This is a genomic window from Paracoccaceae bacterium (assembly GCA_033344815.1).
GTDB lineage: Bacteria > Pseudomonadota > Alphaproteobacteria > Rhodobacterales > Rhodobacteraceae > Roseobacter.
Window position 1 is genome coordinate 3,688,078 of the sequence record JAWPMR010000001.1, and the last position, 15,054, is coordinate 3,703,131.

At 56.6% G+C, this 15,054-nt stretch carries 18 protein-coding genes; 14 read left to right on the forward strand and 4 right to left on the reverse strand.

Translation table 11 applies throughout. The annotated features are described in order from the left end of the window. Window positions 1-90: 90 nt before the first annotated feature. From folK to recO, 12 genes are all read left to right on the forward strand, one after another. Window positions 91-687, forward strand: coding sequence for a 2-amino-4-hydroxy-6-hydroxymethyldihydropteridine diphosphokinase (gene folK / locus R8G34_17130; protein ID MDW3224576.1), 597 nt, complete (start codon window positions 91-93; stop codon window positions 685-687). Window positions 688-758: 71 nt separating this feature from the next. Next, window positions 759-1,112, forward strand: coding sequence for a DNA-directed RNA polymerase subunit omega (gene rpoZ, locus R8G34_17135; protein ID MDW3224577.1), 354 nt, complete (start codon window positions 759-761; stop codon window positions 1,110-1,112). Window positions 1,113-1,143: 31 nt separating this feature from the next. After that, the gene (locus tag R8G34_17140) at window positions 1,144-3,300 is read left to right on the forward strand and encodes a bifunctional (p)ppGpp synthetase/guanosine-3',5'-bis(diphosphate) 3'-pyrophosphohydrolase (GenBank protein MDW3224578.1); all 2,157 of its coding nucleotides are present in this window, start codon (window positions 1,144-1,146) and stop codon (window positions 3,298-3,300) included. Window positions 3,301-3,388: 88 nt separating this feature from the next. Next, window positions 3,389-4,060 (forward strand): DUF2062 domain-containing protein, encoded by a 672-nt coding sequence (locus R8G34_17145; GenBank protein MDW3224579.1) that lies wholly within the window; start codon window positions 3,389-3,391, stop codon window positions 4,058-4,060. Between the two features lie 115 nt (window positions 4,061-4,175). Next, window positions 4,176-4,931 carry a pyridoxine 5'-phosphate synthase gene (locus tag R8G34_17150; GenBank protein MDW3224580.1) on the forward strand — a complete coding sequence of 252 codons (756 nt, stop codon included), beginning with the start codon at window positions 4,176-4,178 and terminating at the stop codon, window positions 4,929-4,931. 1 nt (window position 4,932) lies between these two features. After that, window positions 4,933-5,544, forward strand: coding sequence for a LysE family transporter (locus R8G34_17155; protein ID MDW3224581.1), 612 nt, complete (start codon window positions 4,933-4,935; stop codon window positions 5,542-5,544). Next, complete coding sequence (acpS, locus tag R8G34_17160) at window positions 5,541-5,945, forward strand: holo-ACP synthase (protein ID MDW3224582.1); 405 nt, start codon at window positions 5,541-5,543, stop codon at window positions 5,943-5,945. Before R8G34_17155 ends, acpS begins: the two co-directional genes overlap by 4 nt. A gap of 239 nt (window positions 5,946-6,184) precedes the next feature. Then, on the forward strand, window positions 6,185-7,024 hold the full coding sequence (lepB, locus tag R8G34_17165) for a signal peptidase I (GenBank protein ID MDW3224583.1): 840 nt from the start codon (window positions 6,185-6,187) through the stop codon (window positions 7,022-7,024). After that, complete coding sequence (rnc, locus tag R8G34_17170; GenBank protein MDW3224584.1) at window positions 7,021-7,707, forward strand: ribonuclease III; 687 nt, start codon at window positions 7,021-7,023, stop codon at window positions 7,705-7,707. Before lepB ends, rnc begins: the two co-directional genes overlap by 4 nt. Continuing rightward, window positions 7,704-8,612, forward strand: coding sequence for a GTPase Era (gene era, locus R8G34_17175; GenBank protein MDW3224585.1), 909 nt, complete (start codon window positions 7,704-7,706; stop codon window positions 8,610-8,612). The genes rnc and era overlap by 4 nt, the downstream gene beginning before the upstream one ends. A gap of 9 nt (window positions 8,613-8,621) precedes the next feature. Beyond that, window positions 8,622-8,951 carry a DUF1491 family protein gene (locus R8G34_17180; GenBank protein ID MDW3224586.1) on the forward strand — a complete coding sequence of 110 codons (330 nt, stop codon included), beginning with the start codon at window positions 8,622-8,624 and terminating at the stop codon, window positions 8,949-8,951. Further along, complete coding sequence (recO, locus tag R8G34_17185) at window positions 8,951-9,676, forward strand: DNA repair protein RecO (protein MDW3224587.1); 726 nt, start codon at window positions 8,951-8,953, stop codon at window positions 9,674-9,676. The genes R8G34_17180 and recO overlap by 1 nt, the downstream gene beginning before the upstream one ends. On the opposite strand, the gene R8G34_17190 is transcribed toward recO, so the two are convergent. From R8G34_17190 to R8G34_17205, 4 genes are all read right to left on the reverse strand, one after another. Beyond that, on the reverse strand, window positions 9,660-10,058 hold the full coding sequence (locus R8G34_17190) for an META domain-containing protein (protein ID MDW3224588.1): 399 nt from the start codon (window positions 10,056-10,058) through the stop codon (window positions 9,660-9,662). The two genes, recO and R8G34_17190, sit on opposite strands and share 17 nt — an antisense overlap. 5 nt (window positions 10,059-10,063) lie before the next feature. Next, window positions 10,064-10,585 (reverse strand): TetR/AcrR family transcriptional regulator, encoded by a 522-nt coding sequence (locus R8G34_17195; protein ID MDW3224589.1) that lies wholly within the window; start codon window positions 10,583-10,585, stop codon window positions 10,064-10,066. 144 nt (window positions 10,586-10,729) lie between these two features. Beyond that, window positions 10,730-12,415: an acyl-CoA dehydrogenase family protein gene (locus tag R8G34_17200; protein MDW3224590.1), complete on the reverse strand. Its 1,686-nt coding sequence runs from the start codon at window positions 12,413-12,415 to the stop codon at window positions 10,730-10,732. Between the two features lie 302 nt (window positions 12,416-12,717). Beyond that, entirely contained in the window at window positions 12,718-13,077 is a 360-nt protein-coding gene (locus R8G34_17205) for a helix-turn-helix transcriptional regulator (protein ID MDW3224591.1), read from the reverse strand. Between the two features lie 155 nt (window positions 13,078-13,232). On the opposite strand from R8G34_17205, the gene R8G34_17210 reads away from it, so the two are divergent. Together R8G34_17210 and R8G34_17215 are read left to right on the forward strand one after the other, a co-directional pair. Next, window positions 13,233-14,165, forward strand: a complete 933-nt coding sequence (locus R8G34_17210) for a LysR family transcriptional regulator (protein ID MDW3224592.1) — start codon at window positions 13,233-13,235, stop codon at window positions 14,163-14,165. Between the two features lie 53 nt (window positions 14,166-14,218). Beyond that, window positions 14,219-14,950, forward strand: coding sequence for a hypothetical protein (locus R8G34_17215; GenBank protein ID MDW3224593.1), 732 nt, complete (start codon window positions 14,219-14,221; stop codon window positions 14,948-14,950). Window positions 14,951-15,054 lie beyond the last annotated feature (104 nt).

Here is a 15,054-nt window from a genome sequence, read left to right on the forward strand (position 1 = left end):
AGGCGCTAGCGTTTAAAAAACGTCCATATTAAATAAACAGCGATCTAACATGTCCGAAAATAGGGTTTTTTCACTGTGCCGCAAGAGACGATGACCCCCAAAGCAAGCGAGATTTTGCCACAAATCCGGTCAGTTGCGCTGATTGCCCTAGGGTCAAACCGCTCTTCCGTCCAGGGTGACCCAAGGGAAGCTGTGCAAAAGGGCATACAATCAATAGTTGAAATTTATGAAATGATTCGCGGGGTTAGCCCCCTTTACAGCACCCCTGCTTTCCCGCCGGGCAGCGGGCCTGACTTCGTGAATGCGGTCCTGGCGATTGAGACCGAAGATTCTCCGGAAAAAGTGATAAAAACTTTACACGAAATCGAGAAAAGGATGGGGCGCACGCGTGAAACCAGATGGGGGCCCCGTACGCTGGACCTGGATTTGATTGCGTTGGGCAGTGAGGTGCGCCCGGATCGGCAAACCCATGCCGAGTGGCGTGATCTGAGTCTGGAGCAGCAACTGGCGCGCGCGCCGGATCATTTGATTCTGCCCCATCCGCGTGCGCAGGAGCGTGCCTTTGTTTTGGTCCCGTTGGCGGATGTGGCGCCGGGGTGGGTGCACCCGGTTCTGGGCAAAACCGTGTCCGAGATGCTCGCAGCCCTGCCAGAGCAGGAAAAAGAACAGGTCGTGGCGCTGCAATAGGCGCTTGTAAATCTCGAAAAAGGGGCCTAAAACCGCGCTTTCTGACAAAACCCCGATTTATGGAGTGTTCCATGGCCCGCGTCACCGTTGAAGATTGCGTCGATAAAGTCCCCAACCGGTTTGAACTGGTTATGCTTGCGGCGCATCGCGCACGTGAAATTTCGGCCGGTTCGGCGGTCACTGTGAGCCGCGACAACGACAAGAACCCCGTCGTGTCCCTGCGCGAAATCGCCGATGAGACCCAAAGCGCGGATGAGTTGCGCGAGCGTCTGATCGAAAGCAACCAGAATCAGATCGAAGTGGATGAGGCCGAAGAGGACTCCATGGCACTTCTGATGGGAGCCGAGCAGGACAAGCCCGAAGAGGACAGCATGTCCGAAGAGATGCTTTTGCGCCAGTTGATGGCTGCACAGGGACAGGGCTGAACGCAGCCCCAAGCGCCCAAAGGGCATGTGAATGACACCGCCTGACCAGTTCGACATCACCGCAGACGATCTGGTCGGCCTCGTCACCAAGTACAATCCGAAAACCAATGCAGAGCTTATTCGCGCGGCCTATGCCTATGGTCGCGAGATGCATGAGGGGCAGCTGCGCCATTCCGGTGAACCCTATTTCACGCATCCCGTGGCCGTGGCCGCGATCCTGACCGAACAGCAGCTGGATGATGCCACCATCATCACCGCGCTGTTGCATGACACCATCGAGGACACCAAGGCCTCCTATCTGGAGGTGACGCGCCTGTTTGGCGCCGAGGTGGCTGAACTGGTGGATGGTGTGACCAAGCTGACCAACCTGCAGCTTAATTCCTCCGAGACCAAACAGGCGGAGAATTTTCGCAAGCTGTTCATGGCGATGTCCAAGGATCTGCGCGTCATTCTGGTGAAACTCAGTGACCGTTTGCACAACATGCGCACGATCAAGGCGATGCACCCGGACAAGCAGGCGCAAAAGGCGCGTGAGACCATGGATATCTTTGCCCCCCTCGCGGGACGCATGGGCATGCAATGGATGCGCGAAGAGCTCGAGGATCTTGCCTTTCGCGTGTTGAACCCGGAAGGGCGGGCCAGCATCATTCGTCGCTACATCAATCTGCAAAAGGAAACCGGCGATGTCATTGAGCGCATCACCGGGGACATGCGGTTGGAATTCGGGCGCGCGGGTGTTGAGGCCGAAGTCGTAGGCCGGGCCAAGAAACCTTATTCGATGTGGCGCAAGATGCAGCAGAAGGACCAGAGTTTTTCTCGGCTTTCTGACATCTACGGGTTCCGCATCATCACCGACAGTGAGGAAGATTGTTACCGCGCGTTGGGTGCGATCCACCAACGTTGGCGCGCGGTGCCGGGGCGGTTCAAGGATTACATCAGCCAACCCAAATCCAACGGCTATCGCTCCATCCACACCACCGTGTCCGGGCGCGATGGCAAGCGGGTGGAGGTGCAGATCCGCACGCGGCAGATGCATGATGTGGCCGAAACCGGGGTGGCGGCGCATTGGTCTTATCGTGATGGTGTGCGCTCCCAGAACCCCTTTGCGGTGGACCCGGCGAAATGGATCACGCAGCTGTCTGAACGGTTTGACGCCGAGGAGGATCACGAGGATTTCCTCGAAGCGGTCAAGCTGGAGATGTATTCCGACCAGGTCTTCTGTTTCACGCCCAAGGGAGAGGTGGTCAAACTGCCACGCGGGGCCACGCCAATAGATTTCGCCTTTGCCATTCACACCCGCATCGGGTCGGCCTGTGTCGGGGCCAAGGTGGATCACATGCGTGTGCCGCTCTGGACCCGCTTGAAAAACGGGCAGAACGTGGAAATTATCACCGCTGAAGGCCAGAGCCCGCAGGCCACCTGGCTCGATATTGCCAGCACCGGCAAGGCGCGTTCTGCCATCCGGCGGGCTTTGCGTGATGAGGATCGGGCGCGCTTTGTCAAGCTGGGCCGCGAACTGGCGCGCTCTGCTTTTGAACACGTGGGTCGCAAGGCCACCGACAAGGCGCTGGCCACGGCTGCGCGCCACATGCGCTTTGAAAACCGCGATGATCTGCTGGCCCGCATGGGCAGTGCCGAAATCACCGGACGCGAGGTGGTGCAGGCCGTCTATCCCGACCTCGCGCCGAAAAAGGGCGACAAGGTGGATGCCCGCCGCGCGGTTGTGGGTCTGACGCCCGGGCAATCCTTTGAGCGTGCGTTTTGCTGCCAGCCGCTGCCCGGGGAGCGCATCGTCGGCATCACGTTCAAGGGGCGCGGCGTGGTGGTGCACGCCATCGATTGTGATCGGCTTAGCGCCTATGATGATCAACTCGAGCGCTGGATTGATCTGCGCTGGCACGAAGGCGAGCATGCGGCCGTGCATGGCGCGACGCTTGACGTCACCTTGACCAACGACGCCGGTACACTTGGCCGTGTCTGCACCTTGATTGGTGAGACCGGCGCGAATATTTCAGACTTACAATTTGTTGACAGGAAACCTGACTTTTACCGACTTCTGATCTATGTGGAGCTCAGAGATGTGGCGCATTTGCATTCCTTGATGCTGACACTTGAGGCAGAAAGCGATGTAGCGGAAATTTTACGCTCTCGTAATATGTCACAGGGGGCGGTTGAAGCACCCGCATGATTCTACGCCCGGCCCGTTGAGGGGTCATTTTTTGAAGGTGGTTTGCGCGGGCAAGCCCCGTTTTTGGAGATTATGAGGACCCCGCCCCTTGGTTTTTAAACGCCGCGACCCCAAAAGTTGGCCCCGTGCCTTCTTCGAGCTGCTTTGGCCGCGCGGCGGCTGGACGCGTGCGTTCCACTACGTCAAACACCGGATGCGGCGGCTGCCCGACAGCCCCGAACGCATCGCACGCGGTCTCTGGGGCGGTGTATTTGCCTCTTTTACTCCATTCTTCGGGTTTCACTTCTTCATCGCGGCGGGCTGCGCGTTCTTGATGCGCGGCAATATCCTCGCCTCCATCATGGGGACGTTCTTTGGCAACCCGCTGACCTATGTGCCCATCGCGGCCTCTGCCCTGTCCACCGGTCACTGGCTTCTGGGGGATGACATGGATGAACGCCTGCCGCGTTCTTTTGGCGGCAAATTCATGGATGCCGGCGCGGATCTCAAGGATAACTTTCTCTCCGTCTTCACCGGGGCGACGCCTGATTGGTCGCGCCTGTCGGTGTTTTATGACGAGATCTTCTTTCCCTATATGGTCGGTGGCATTTTGCCCGGCATCTTTTTTGCCACCTTGTGTTATTATCTTTCCGTCCCTGTGATCCGCGTGTATCAAAAACGCCGCAAAGGGATGATCAAAGCCAAACTTGAAGCCCTGAAGGCAAAAGCTGCTGCAAAAGCAGATGCAAAACGCAAAGCAGAACACTCAACCGGGGACTAACGTGCGGTGTGTTTTTTGAAATGAACGAGGGATCAAAAACGCGTTCGAGCCAGCGGCGAGAGGCAGTTTTTTGATCTCCTGTAAAACACATTGCACCTGACAAGGGGGCTGACACATGGCCAACACTGAAAAACTGCGCCTCGGCGTGAATATTGATCACGTGGCAACGGTGCGCAATGCGCGCGGCGGTGCCTATCCCGACCCGCTGCGGGCTGCGCGCATCGCGCAGGAAGCGGGTGCCGATGGCATCACCGCGCATTTGCGCGAAGACCGCCGCCATATTTCGGATGCTGACATCGAGGGGCTGATGGAGGTGCTGAGCGTGCCGCTCAATTTCGAGATGGCGGCCACGGACGAGATGCAGAAAATCGCCCTGCGCCACAAACCCCATGCGGTCTGCATTGTGCCGGAAAAGCGCGAAGAACGCACCACCGAGGGCGGACTTGAGGTTGCGCGCGAGGAAAACAAACTGGCGCATTTCATAGCACCCCTGCGCGAGGCGGGCTGCCGCGTGTCGATCTTTATCGCCGCGGACAAACGCCAGATCGAAGCGGCGCATCGCATCGGCGCGCAGGTGATCGAATTGCACACCGGGGCCTATTGCGACGCCTTTGCCGAGGGCGACATGGACACCCACGCCCGCGAAATGGACGCGCTGCGCGAGATGTCCACATTTGCCCATGGTCTGGGGCTTGAGGTCCACGCGGGCCACGGGCTGACCTATGACACCGTGAAACCTATCGCGGCCTTTCCTGAGGTGATGGAACTCAACATCGGCCATTTCCTGATCGGCGAGTCGATCTTTCTGGGTCTGGAACCTGCGATCGCGCAAATGCGCCGCCTGATGGAGGACGCCCGTGGCCAGCGCTGACATGCTGCTGCCGCTGTCGGGCCTTCTGGTCGGCTGGATGGTGATGGGCGGCAGCCCCGGACCGGCCACCTTGGCGATCTCCGGAACTTCCATGCAACAGGGCCGATGGGCAGGCCTGACGCTCGCGGCGGGCATTGTGGTAGGATCCGCAAGCTGGGGGATCATGGCTGCTTTGGGCTTTTCGGCGGTGATGATGGCGAATGTTTGGCTGTTTGAAGTCATCCGTTACCTCGGCGCGGCCTATCTGATGTATCTCGCCGTCAAATCCTTGCGCTCTGCCTGGCGCGGTGGGGGTGCCCTGACGGCGCATGTTCCGCACAACCGGCTTTTCGCCAAGGGACTGTTGCTGCATTTGACCAATCCCAAGGCGATCCTTGGCTGGGGGGCGGTTTACGCGGTGGCGCTGGTGCCCGGCTCAGGACCTCTCGCGGTCTGGAGCCTGTTTGCGACTTTGATCTGCTGCTCCATGGTCGTGTTCTTTGGCTATGCGATGCTGTTTTCATGGGGGCCGATTGCGCACGGATACGCCCGGGCGCGGCGCGGGTTTGAGCTGGTGTTTGGTCTGTTGTTCGGCGCGGCGAGTTTCAAGATTCTGACGGCCCGCTTGGCATGATCCTTGGAATCGGCACCGATTTGGCGAATATCGAACGCATCCAGGGGACGCTGGACCGTTTCGGAGACCGGTTCCGCAACCGCGTGTTCACCGAGATCGAACAGGCCAAGGCCGAACGTCGTCGCGATACCGCCGGAACCTATGCCAAACGCTGGGCCGCCAAGGAGGCCTGCTCCAAGGCGCTCGGCACCGGGTTGGCCATGGGCATCGCGTGGAAAGACATGTCCGTGACCAATCTCAAGTCAGGCCAGCCGGTGATGCATGTGACGGGTTGGGCGCGCGACCGTCTTGATACCATGACGCCCCCAGGCCATGAGGCCGTCATCCACGTGACCCTGACCGATGATCACCCCTGGGCGCAGGCCTTCGTGGTCATCGAGGCCCGCCCGATCTCCAGTTAACCTTTTGCTCACAATAGCGCCCGTGCGGCCTGTTAATTGCGGTTTTGGTGCACGCCCGGTGCACAGGTTGTGTACAGCTTGTGCACGGGCTGTGCACCGCGATTTGCGATGAAAACAACGGCGTTAACCCTGATTCGCTGTCCCGTGACAAAATACGTCACAAACCGTTGCGTGCGCCCGCCTTGACTTGCCCCTTTTCGCCCCGCATTTAGGCGCAGATTAAATCACGGGAGCGCCCCATGGCCGCCAAGGAAGAAAAGAAGCAGAATGCCGTCCTCGAGACGATCAAGACCGTTGTTTACGCGCTGCTCATTGCTGGTGTGTTTCGCACCCTGTTTTTCCAGCCGTTCTGGATTCCATCCGGCTCCATGAAAGAAACGCTGCTGGTGGGCGATTTCCTCTTTGTGAACAAGATGGCCTATGGCTATTCCTATGCGTCCTGTCCCAGTGTGATCCTGCCGCGGTTTGGCATAAATGTAGATGCGCGTGACATCTGCGGCTTCTTTGACGGGGATAATACGCGCCTGTTTGGCAGTGAGCCTGAGCGCGGCGATGTGGTGGTATTCCGCCACCCCGTGTCGGGGCGCGACTACATCAAGCGCGTGATCGGCATGCCCGGCGATTCCGTACAGATGCGCGGCAGTCAGGTGCTGATCAATGGCGTGGTTGCACCGCAGGAACCCGCTGGAATATTTGAAGAATTGATGGAACCCCAGGGTCCCGAAGGCCGCCGTCCGCGATGTGGGAATGGGCCCGTCGGCGATGGCGGTACCTGTGAAAAAGCCCGCGCAATCGAGACCCTGCCCGGTGGCAGGCAGCACGTGGTGCTCGACATCGGGCTGCAGGCTTCCGACAATACGGGCGTCTATCAGGTGCCAGAGGGGCATTACTTCTTTATGGGCGACAACCGCGATAATTCCGCGGACAGCCGTCTGGGGCCGCAGGTTCAGGGTGTCGGGTATGTCCCGCTGGAAAACCTGATCGGGCGCGCAGATCGCATCGTGTTTTCCTCAGGCGGGCGCTCCATGCTGTTCGTTTGGACTTGGCGTGGGGATCGGTTCTTCAAGGCGGTCGAGTGAAACTTTCTGCCGAGTTGAAATCCTTTCAAGAGCGCCTGGGGCACCAGTTTGAGCGCCCCGATTTGCTGGCGCAGGCGGTGACACATGCCTCCATGTCTTCGGCCAATCGGGACGACAACCAACGCCTTGAATTTCTCGGGGATCGGGTGTTGGGACTGGTGATGGCCGAAGCTCTGCTGGCCTTGGACAAGACAGCCGCAGAGGGGCAATTAGCGCCCCGTTTCAATGCTTTAGTGCGTAAAGAGACCTGTGCGGACGTGGCGCGTGAAATTGATCTGGGCGCGGTTCTGCGGTTGGGCCGTTCGGAGATGTTATCAGGCGGTCGGCGCAAGCAAGCGCTGCTCGGAGATGGCATCGAGGCAGTGATTGCGGCGGTCTATCTGGATGCGGGGTTTGAGGTCGCCAAGGACCTGATCCTGCGGCTCTGGGGCGCCCGCGTTCATGAGGTCGAAGAGGACGCGCGGGATGCCAAAACCGCGCTGCAGGAATGGGCACAGGCGCGTGGCCTGCCGCCACCTGCCTATATCGAAGTGGCCCGCACCGGACCGGATCACGCCCCCGTTTTCACCATTGCCGCAGAACTTGAAACCGGTCAGAGCCAGCGGGCAACCGCCGGCTCCAAACGCCAGGCCGAACAGGCAGCGGCGGGAAATCTGCTGGCCGAACTGGAGACTTCCTCATGAGCACACGCGCCGGTTTTGTCGCCCTGATCGGGGAGCCCAACGCGGGCAAATCCACGCTTCTCAACCGAATGGTCGGGGCCAAGGTTTCGATCGTGACACATAAGGTGCAAACCACGCGCGCGCGCATCCGCGGTGTCGCCATGGAAGGTCAAAGCCAGATTGTATTTGTCGACACGCCGGGGCTGTTTCAACCACGCCGCCGCCTTGATCGCGCGATGGTCGCGGCCGCTTGGGGCGGCGCTGCGGATGCCGATGTTGTCGTACTGCTCATTGAAGCGCAGCGGGGCGTCACAGAAGGTGTTGAACGCATTCTGGAGGGGCTCGAAAATATCGGGCAAGGGCGCAAAGTTGCGCTTGCAATCAACAAGATAGACCGGGTGCAGGCCGAGGTTCTGTTGGGGCTGAGCCAAAAGCTCAATGACCATTACCCTTTTGTCGAAACCTTTATGATTTCCGCCGAAAAAGGTCATGGTGTCGAGGCCCTGCGCCAATGGCTTGCCGGGCAGGTACCCGAGGGACCGTGGCTCTATCCCGAAGACCAGATTGCCGATTTGCCAATGCGCATGATTGCCGCTGAAATGACGCGCGAAAAACTGACGCTGCGCCTGCATCAGGAATTGCCCTATCAGTTGACGGTGGAGACCGAGGGCTGGGAGGAGCGCAAGGATGGATCGGCCAAGATTGACCAGCTGATCTATGTGGTGCGCGACGGTCACAAGGGGATCGTGCTGGGCAATAAGGGTGAAACGATCAAGGCTGTGTCCAAAGCCGCCCGTGAGGAATTGGAAGAATTCCTGGGCCGCAAGATACATCTGTTTTTGCAGGTCAAAGTGCGCCCTAATTGGCTTGATGAGGCGGAACGCTATTCCGAAATGGGCCTTGAGTTCAAAGATGGCAACGCGTGAGGGACCCGGATGGCGCGGCTGACCGCACGGTTCTGGATTGATGCTTATCTGGCGCGGCTGAGGGTTCAGGATATTCCGGCCTTCATTGTGGCGCACGGTGATGACACAGCAGGCAGCGTTCTGGTCAAAGTGAACCATCTGAACGGCCATTCGGAGCTTTTGCAGCGCAGCTATGATCTGATGAAGGACACACAATCCTGGACCGTGCTCGCGCAGGGCAGTGATGCGGAAGTTGACGAAAACATTCAGCGGCAACAAGGGTTTGATCCTGACTTGTGGGTGGTTGAGGTCGAAGATCGGCAAGGCAGACACCTGCTTGATGAACCCGGTCTCAGCTGATGGAATGGCGTGATCAGGGGATATTGCTCAGCACCCGGCGTCACGGTGAAACATCCGCCATTATCGAAGTTTTCACGCCTGAACATGGGCGTCATGCGGGCGTGGTAAGAGGCGGCACAAGTCGCAAGATCTCGCCCATTCTGCAACCGGGCGCACAGCTTGATGTGACGTGGCGCGCGCGTCTCGAAGATCACATCGGCAGTTTTCACGTCGAACCCGTGCGCAGCCGTGCTGCCGTCGCCATGGGGGATCGGATGGCGCTGGCTGGATTGAATGCTGTGACCGCCCTGCTGGCGTTCTGTCTGCCCGAGCGTGAACCGCATCCGCCGCTTTATACGCGCTCGGAACAACTCCTTGATCTGTTGGAACAGCATGACTTGTGGCCGCTGGCGTATCTCCGTTGGGAAGTCAGCCTACTGGAAGAAATGGGATACGCTCTGGAACTTGACAAATGTGCAGTGACGGGCAGCACTGAAAATCTAACGTATGTATCGCCGAAATCTGGCCGCGCTGTGTCTGAGGGCGCGGCAGGGGAATGGGTTGACCGGTTGTTACCGCTGCCGGATGTTTTGCGCGGCCTTGGCGATGGGGAGGACGCCGAAATCGCGCAAGGTCTTGTGACAACAGGTTATTTTCTGAGTACGCATCTGGCGCAGGATCTTGGAAACAAGCCGCTTCCCGAGGCGCGTACACGTTTCATCGAGGCGTTCACCCGTCAGCTTTGAACACCATCGTGCGACCGGCATCATTGGACAAAAGCAACGTATCTCCGAGAACTTCAGACAAGCTCATTGCAGATAGGGCCGCAAAGAATGTCGTTTCAGCTTCCAGATCCGGGCAAGCCATGCGCGTGGCGGCAAGCGGTCCTGCCTCGAACCAAGGATAGGGGACCGTCATGCTGCCGGTATAGGAGTTGCAGGGCGCTTTGCCGGCAATCTGACCTGTTTCCGGGAATGTGAGGGTGGCGCTGTAAGTCACAGGCGCATCGTCCAGCTCCACAAGCCGCCAGACTTTATCCGCCGCGCCGTAAGCCTTGACGGTTTCATCCTTTTGGCAGCCTATAAGGCCGAAAATTGCGATCAAAGCGACGCTTGTTACATGTTTCATGCGTGTTACTTTAGCGCGAGGACCAGATCTATCATAGTATCAAACGCGGCACTTGGATCAGCCTGGTCACCCAGCTGTGGCATGCCAATCAATGCCCCAAGGCAACTCTGTGCAAAACCGGGATTACTCACGCCTAATTGTCTCAAAAGATTGGTGAAATACGTAAGCCGCTCCGCATCAACCTGTGCTATGGCCTCAGCGACGATTGCAGATGTCTTTGCCCAGGCCCTGAAGGCAGGATCCTGATCGTCCGACAGAATTTGCACGCCAAATCTACGCAATCGCTGTTCTGCAGACCCGTCTGAACTCAAGGCGGCAAGCACCTCAGCAAAAGCGCGGGATTGCCAATCTTCAAGGATCGCTTCCTGAAAGGCCGGGACATCCTTGAAGTGCCAGTAAAACGAGCCCTTAGTCGTTCCGATCTTGCGCGCCAAAGGTTCGGCGGCCAAGGCCGAGGCACCGTTTTCAACCAGCTCGGACAAGCCGGCGTCGATCCACAATTGGCGGGTGAGTCGCTGGTGTTTCATACCTCAGCAATATGGAGCCAGAAGCCATGCTGCAAGGGCGACGAGGTCGCGGGTGGCGAATTCCAGCTTGGCGCGCGGAGATAGACAACAATTGCAGGAATTGCGCCTGCAAAACGGGCATAATTCCGCCGCTGGAAAAGGATGTTACCCCAATAATCTGCGTGCAATCACTTGCGCCTGAATTTCTGCAGCACCTTCAAAAATGTTGAGAATGCGCGCATCACACAGGACCCGGCTGATCTTGTATTCCAGCGCAAATCCATTGCCGCCATGGATCTGCAAACCGTTGTCCGCTGCGGCCCAGGCGATGCGTGCGCCGAGCAGCTTGGCCATTCCCGCCTCGACATCACACCGTCGCCCCTGATCTTTTTCAAAAGCGGAGAAATACGTAAGCTGACGTGCGATCATGATCTCAACGGCCATCATCGCCAGCTTGCCGGATACGCGTGGGAAATTGATCAGGGATTTGCCAAATTGTTTGCGGTCCTGTGCGTATTGCATGGAAATATCCAAGGCCGATTGGGCGACACCTATTGCGCGGGCCGCCGTCTGAATGCGTGCACTCTCAAAGGTTTCCATCAACTGCTTGAAGCCTTTGCCTTCCTCGCCTCCGAGCAGGTTTTCGCCTTTGACGTGGAAATTGTCGAACGCCAGTTCGTATTCCTTCATACCGCGGTATCCGAGAACTTCGATCTCCCCGCCGGTCATGCCCTCGGTTGGAAACGGATGCGCGTCATCGCCAGGGGTTTTTTCGGCCAGGAACATCGACAACCCTTTGTAGTCGGACGTTTCAGGGTCGGTGCGGGCGAGCAGTGTCATCACCTGCGTGCGCGAGGCATGCGTGATCCACGTCTTGTTACCGGTGACCCGGTAGTCTTCACCGTCTTTGACGGCGCGGGTGCGCAGGCTGCCGAGATCGGAGCCAGTATTCGGTTCGGTAAAAACAGCCGTGGGTAGAGTTTCAGCAGATGCCAGACGCGGCAACCACTTCTCTTTTTGCGCGTCTGTGCCGCCTGCAAGGATGAGTTCAGCTGCAATTTCAGAGCGCGTGCCAAGGCTGCCGACGCCGATATAACCGCGCGACAATTCCTCTGAAACGACGCACATGGACGCTTTGGATAAGCCAAAACCGCCATATTCCTCAGGGATTGTCAGCCCGAACACGCCCATTTCCGCAAGCTCTTCGATAACTTCGAGCGGAATCAGTTCATCTTTGAGATGCCATTCATGTGCAAAGGGTTCCACTTTTTCCACCGCGTAACGCCGGAATTGCTCGCGGATCATTTCAAGCTCTTCTTCCAGCCCGCAAGCACCGACGGTGATGTTGGCGGAATGCTCCTGCATAAGGGCGACCAACCGTGTACGCGCCGCCTGTGTATTCGCGCCCTGTGTCAGGGCCATCACGGCGGGATCCATCAGCGCGCGCATGTCTGATTGGCTTAAACCGAGGTCTTGCAACCTCAGGATTTCGCCCTGATTCATTTGAATGCCGCCGTAAATTTGCCAAAGGTATTCGCCAAAAGCGATCTGATGAAGCAATTGCTCTGTCTCACCAAAAGATCCTTTTGCGCTTAGGTCTTCGGCCCAACGCTGCATCTGGCGCAACGCCTGAGCATATGTTGCGAGCCATGCGAGGCCGTGAGCTGCCGTCTGATGCTTTTCGATCAGGGAACCAGATACGCGCCCGCCCTCAGAAACCAGATCCCTTACATGCACGGTTGCGGTGTGCAGCACCTTTTCAACAGGCACTAGGGATGCTGCCGTCAGATCAAGAAGGTTCTCCATTGTAACTGGTGCTGAAACTGGCGGCGTTTGTCCGTCATGGGGCATTTTTCGGGTCCTCTGTGGTTCGCCTGTGATGTAGTTCTTTCGCAGTTGCAGCGCAACAAAAATACCCAAAAAAGGTGTAAATCGTTCGAAAGTTTCACATGGGAGAGTGGAGGCACAGGGCTGACGCTGTAGAAGTTGACCCAATTTCGAGGGAAGCCCGCGTAACCCGAGGTGTGTTGAGCAAAAAAAATGCCGCTTCCGCGGCATTTCCCTTTGGCTCTCACCTTCTCAGGCGAGATCCCATTGTGTTCCGAGCGAAAGACTCCACCTAGTCGACTCAAAACACGTCTGTTGCCAAAGCTTCAGCCTTGACGCGCAACGGTTACGCCTGAAACGTCTTCTATAAATGTTACGATACGCGTCTTGATCGTATCGTCCCGGATAGCGGCAAGTGCTGTGACTATTTCAAGGCTTGGATCACGTCTTGGCGAATTTTCTGCCGACGTATCAAGGCCTTCGAAGAAATATGACGTCGGTACGTCGAGGATCCGAGACAACTCATATAGCCTGCTGGCGGCAATTCGATTGGACCCGATTTCATATTTTTGTATTTGCTGGAATGATAGCTCCAGTTTCCGAGCGACATCTGTTTGAGACAAACGGCGCATTGTCCGGATTTGTTTTAATTTGCGACCAACGTGAACATCTACTGGATGGGACATAACTATTTAACACCTCTGGTTGTGACTGTACTCACTTTTCGCGGGAAACGCCGAATCGATCAACTGAGTACCTTTTTCCTTTTTTTGACTAAAAATGTTCAGATAATGGATGAAAAATGTTGCATTAGTGGGTGATATATTTACCATCAACCGTGATGAATCGTATCGTGGACCCTTCTGAAACGACGCAAGCAGTAAGTAAAACTGCGGAATCTCATGGACTTTTGCATGAGATGATTAGGTCATTCACGACGCTCGCGAAGACACTAAACCTGAGCCACGCCGTCAAAGAGTTGGGAAGCACCCGGCAAACAGTGCGTAGACACATCACACAACTGGAAGAAGCGAAGGGGGTTGCTCTCTTTGCGGTCGAGGAGCGCCAGTATCGTTTGACCGAAGAGGGAGAGCGTGCATTGCCAGAAGCTCTCGACATACTTGCACGCGGCAATGCCTGGTTGAATAGAAACACCAGACATGTAGATGGTTTGCAGCTTTTCAGCACGACATTGCCAAATGGATGGTGTTTTTGGCAGCAACAGCATTCACTCAGCCGGATATGGAATTCGCCGTCCTGCCTGATGCGAGAAACACTTCGAAGCTGGTCAATGTCAGGCGGCGATATCGAATCACCTTTGATGGAGCATGTGCGCCCATACCTCATTGTTTACCGTCATACGATCGCCGGATGGATATGCGTGGAGTTCGGTGAAGAGTCTTTTTTTGTGAAATGGTTTGGCTGGGCAAAAGCCCGCAGCAGTGTTGGTCGATCCCTGGGCAGAATGCCCGGTGGGGATGATTTTGCGCGGATGCTTGATCAGCCATTTCACGAAGTGCAAACGACGCAAAGTGTGCGTCTAGATCACGTTTTTACACTTGTTCCGCGCGAATCTGACGGGACTTTGCAGCCTGTTAACTATCAACGCTTAATGCTTGGAGGGCGATTCCCTGACGGCAGTTTGGCGCTTTATGCTTTGGTCGAGCCATCGGCAGATGTTGAGATATTTGGTCTGGATCATGGCAAAATTGTGCAACCTTCTGCCGAGATTATGGTAAATTTCGATCCGGTTAACGCAAAATACGAGCGTTAACCACTTATTTAGGCTAGCCTTTGTCTGAGGATGCTCGGCAAAGGAGTTTTGGCATGTCATTTCATAGTATGAACGAAGGGGCGCAATTCGTTGCGACCAGTCGTGATATTTTACTTCAAAATCAAATTTCAGTCACAATTGGGTCCAATTTCCTAGAATACCGCAAGCTTTTGCGTGATGAGCGTCCGCAACAAGTTATGGGAGCGCCTTTTGATCCGGACGTTCATGACCTTAACCATAAAAACGCTTTCTGGCTCGTTGCTCGGGATGCAGATGGACTCTTGATGCACACTCAGGCATCCCGTCTCATACAACTCAAGCAGCAATCTTTGAGTGGCTACATGCTCAAGAAGTTTCGCGAGTTTCCTCCAGCTATCCCAGATTTGGACCTAAAACGGTCACGGTACCGCGCGAGCCCCGGTGCCAGTCGTATAACCGGAGATGTGGTTTATCACGGCGAAGTCTGGATGGGTGATACCGGTCAGTACCGCGGGACGGGTCTGTCGACTGTTTTGGCCCGATACGGTATTCATGAAGCAATGTGTCGCTGGAATCCGGACTATATCTTTGGTTTCATGGCAAGAACCGTGGCGTTCAAAGGATTTGCTGAGCGCATGGGCTATATGCACAATGAACCTGGCGCATTGCGCTGGTATCGGAAGGGCAGCGACATGCCGCTAGAAGGTTTTGTGAGCTACCTCAGCAATGAAGATACCCGCTATCTTCTTGAAATGCCTGTCGTAGACGTTGTCGATGTACCTGATCAACAACCAAAAGCTGCCTAAAACGATTCGGTGGTTGGAGGGTGTCTGGCGTTGTTTTGCGGTGGATTTCGATCGTGACCTCGTCTGATCGTGTCATGTTCTTTTGTGCCGAGTGTTGCGCCATG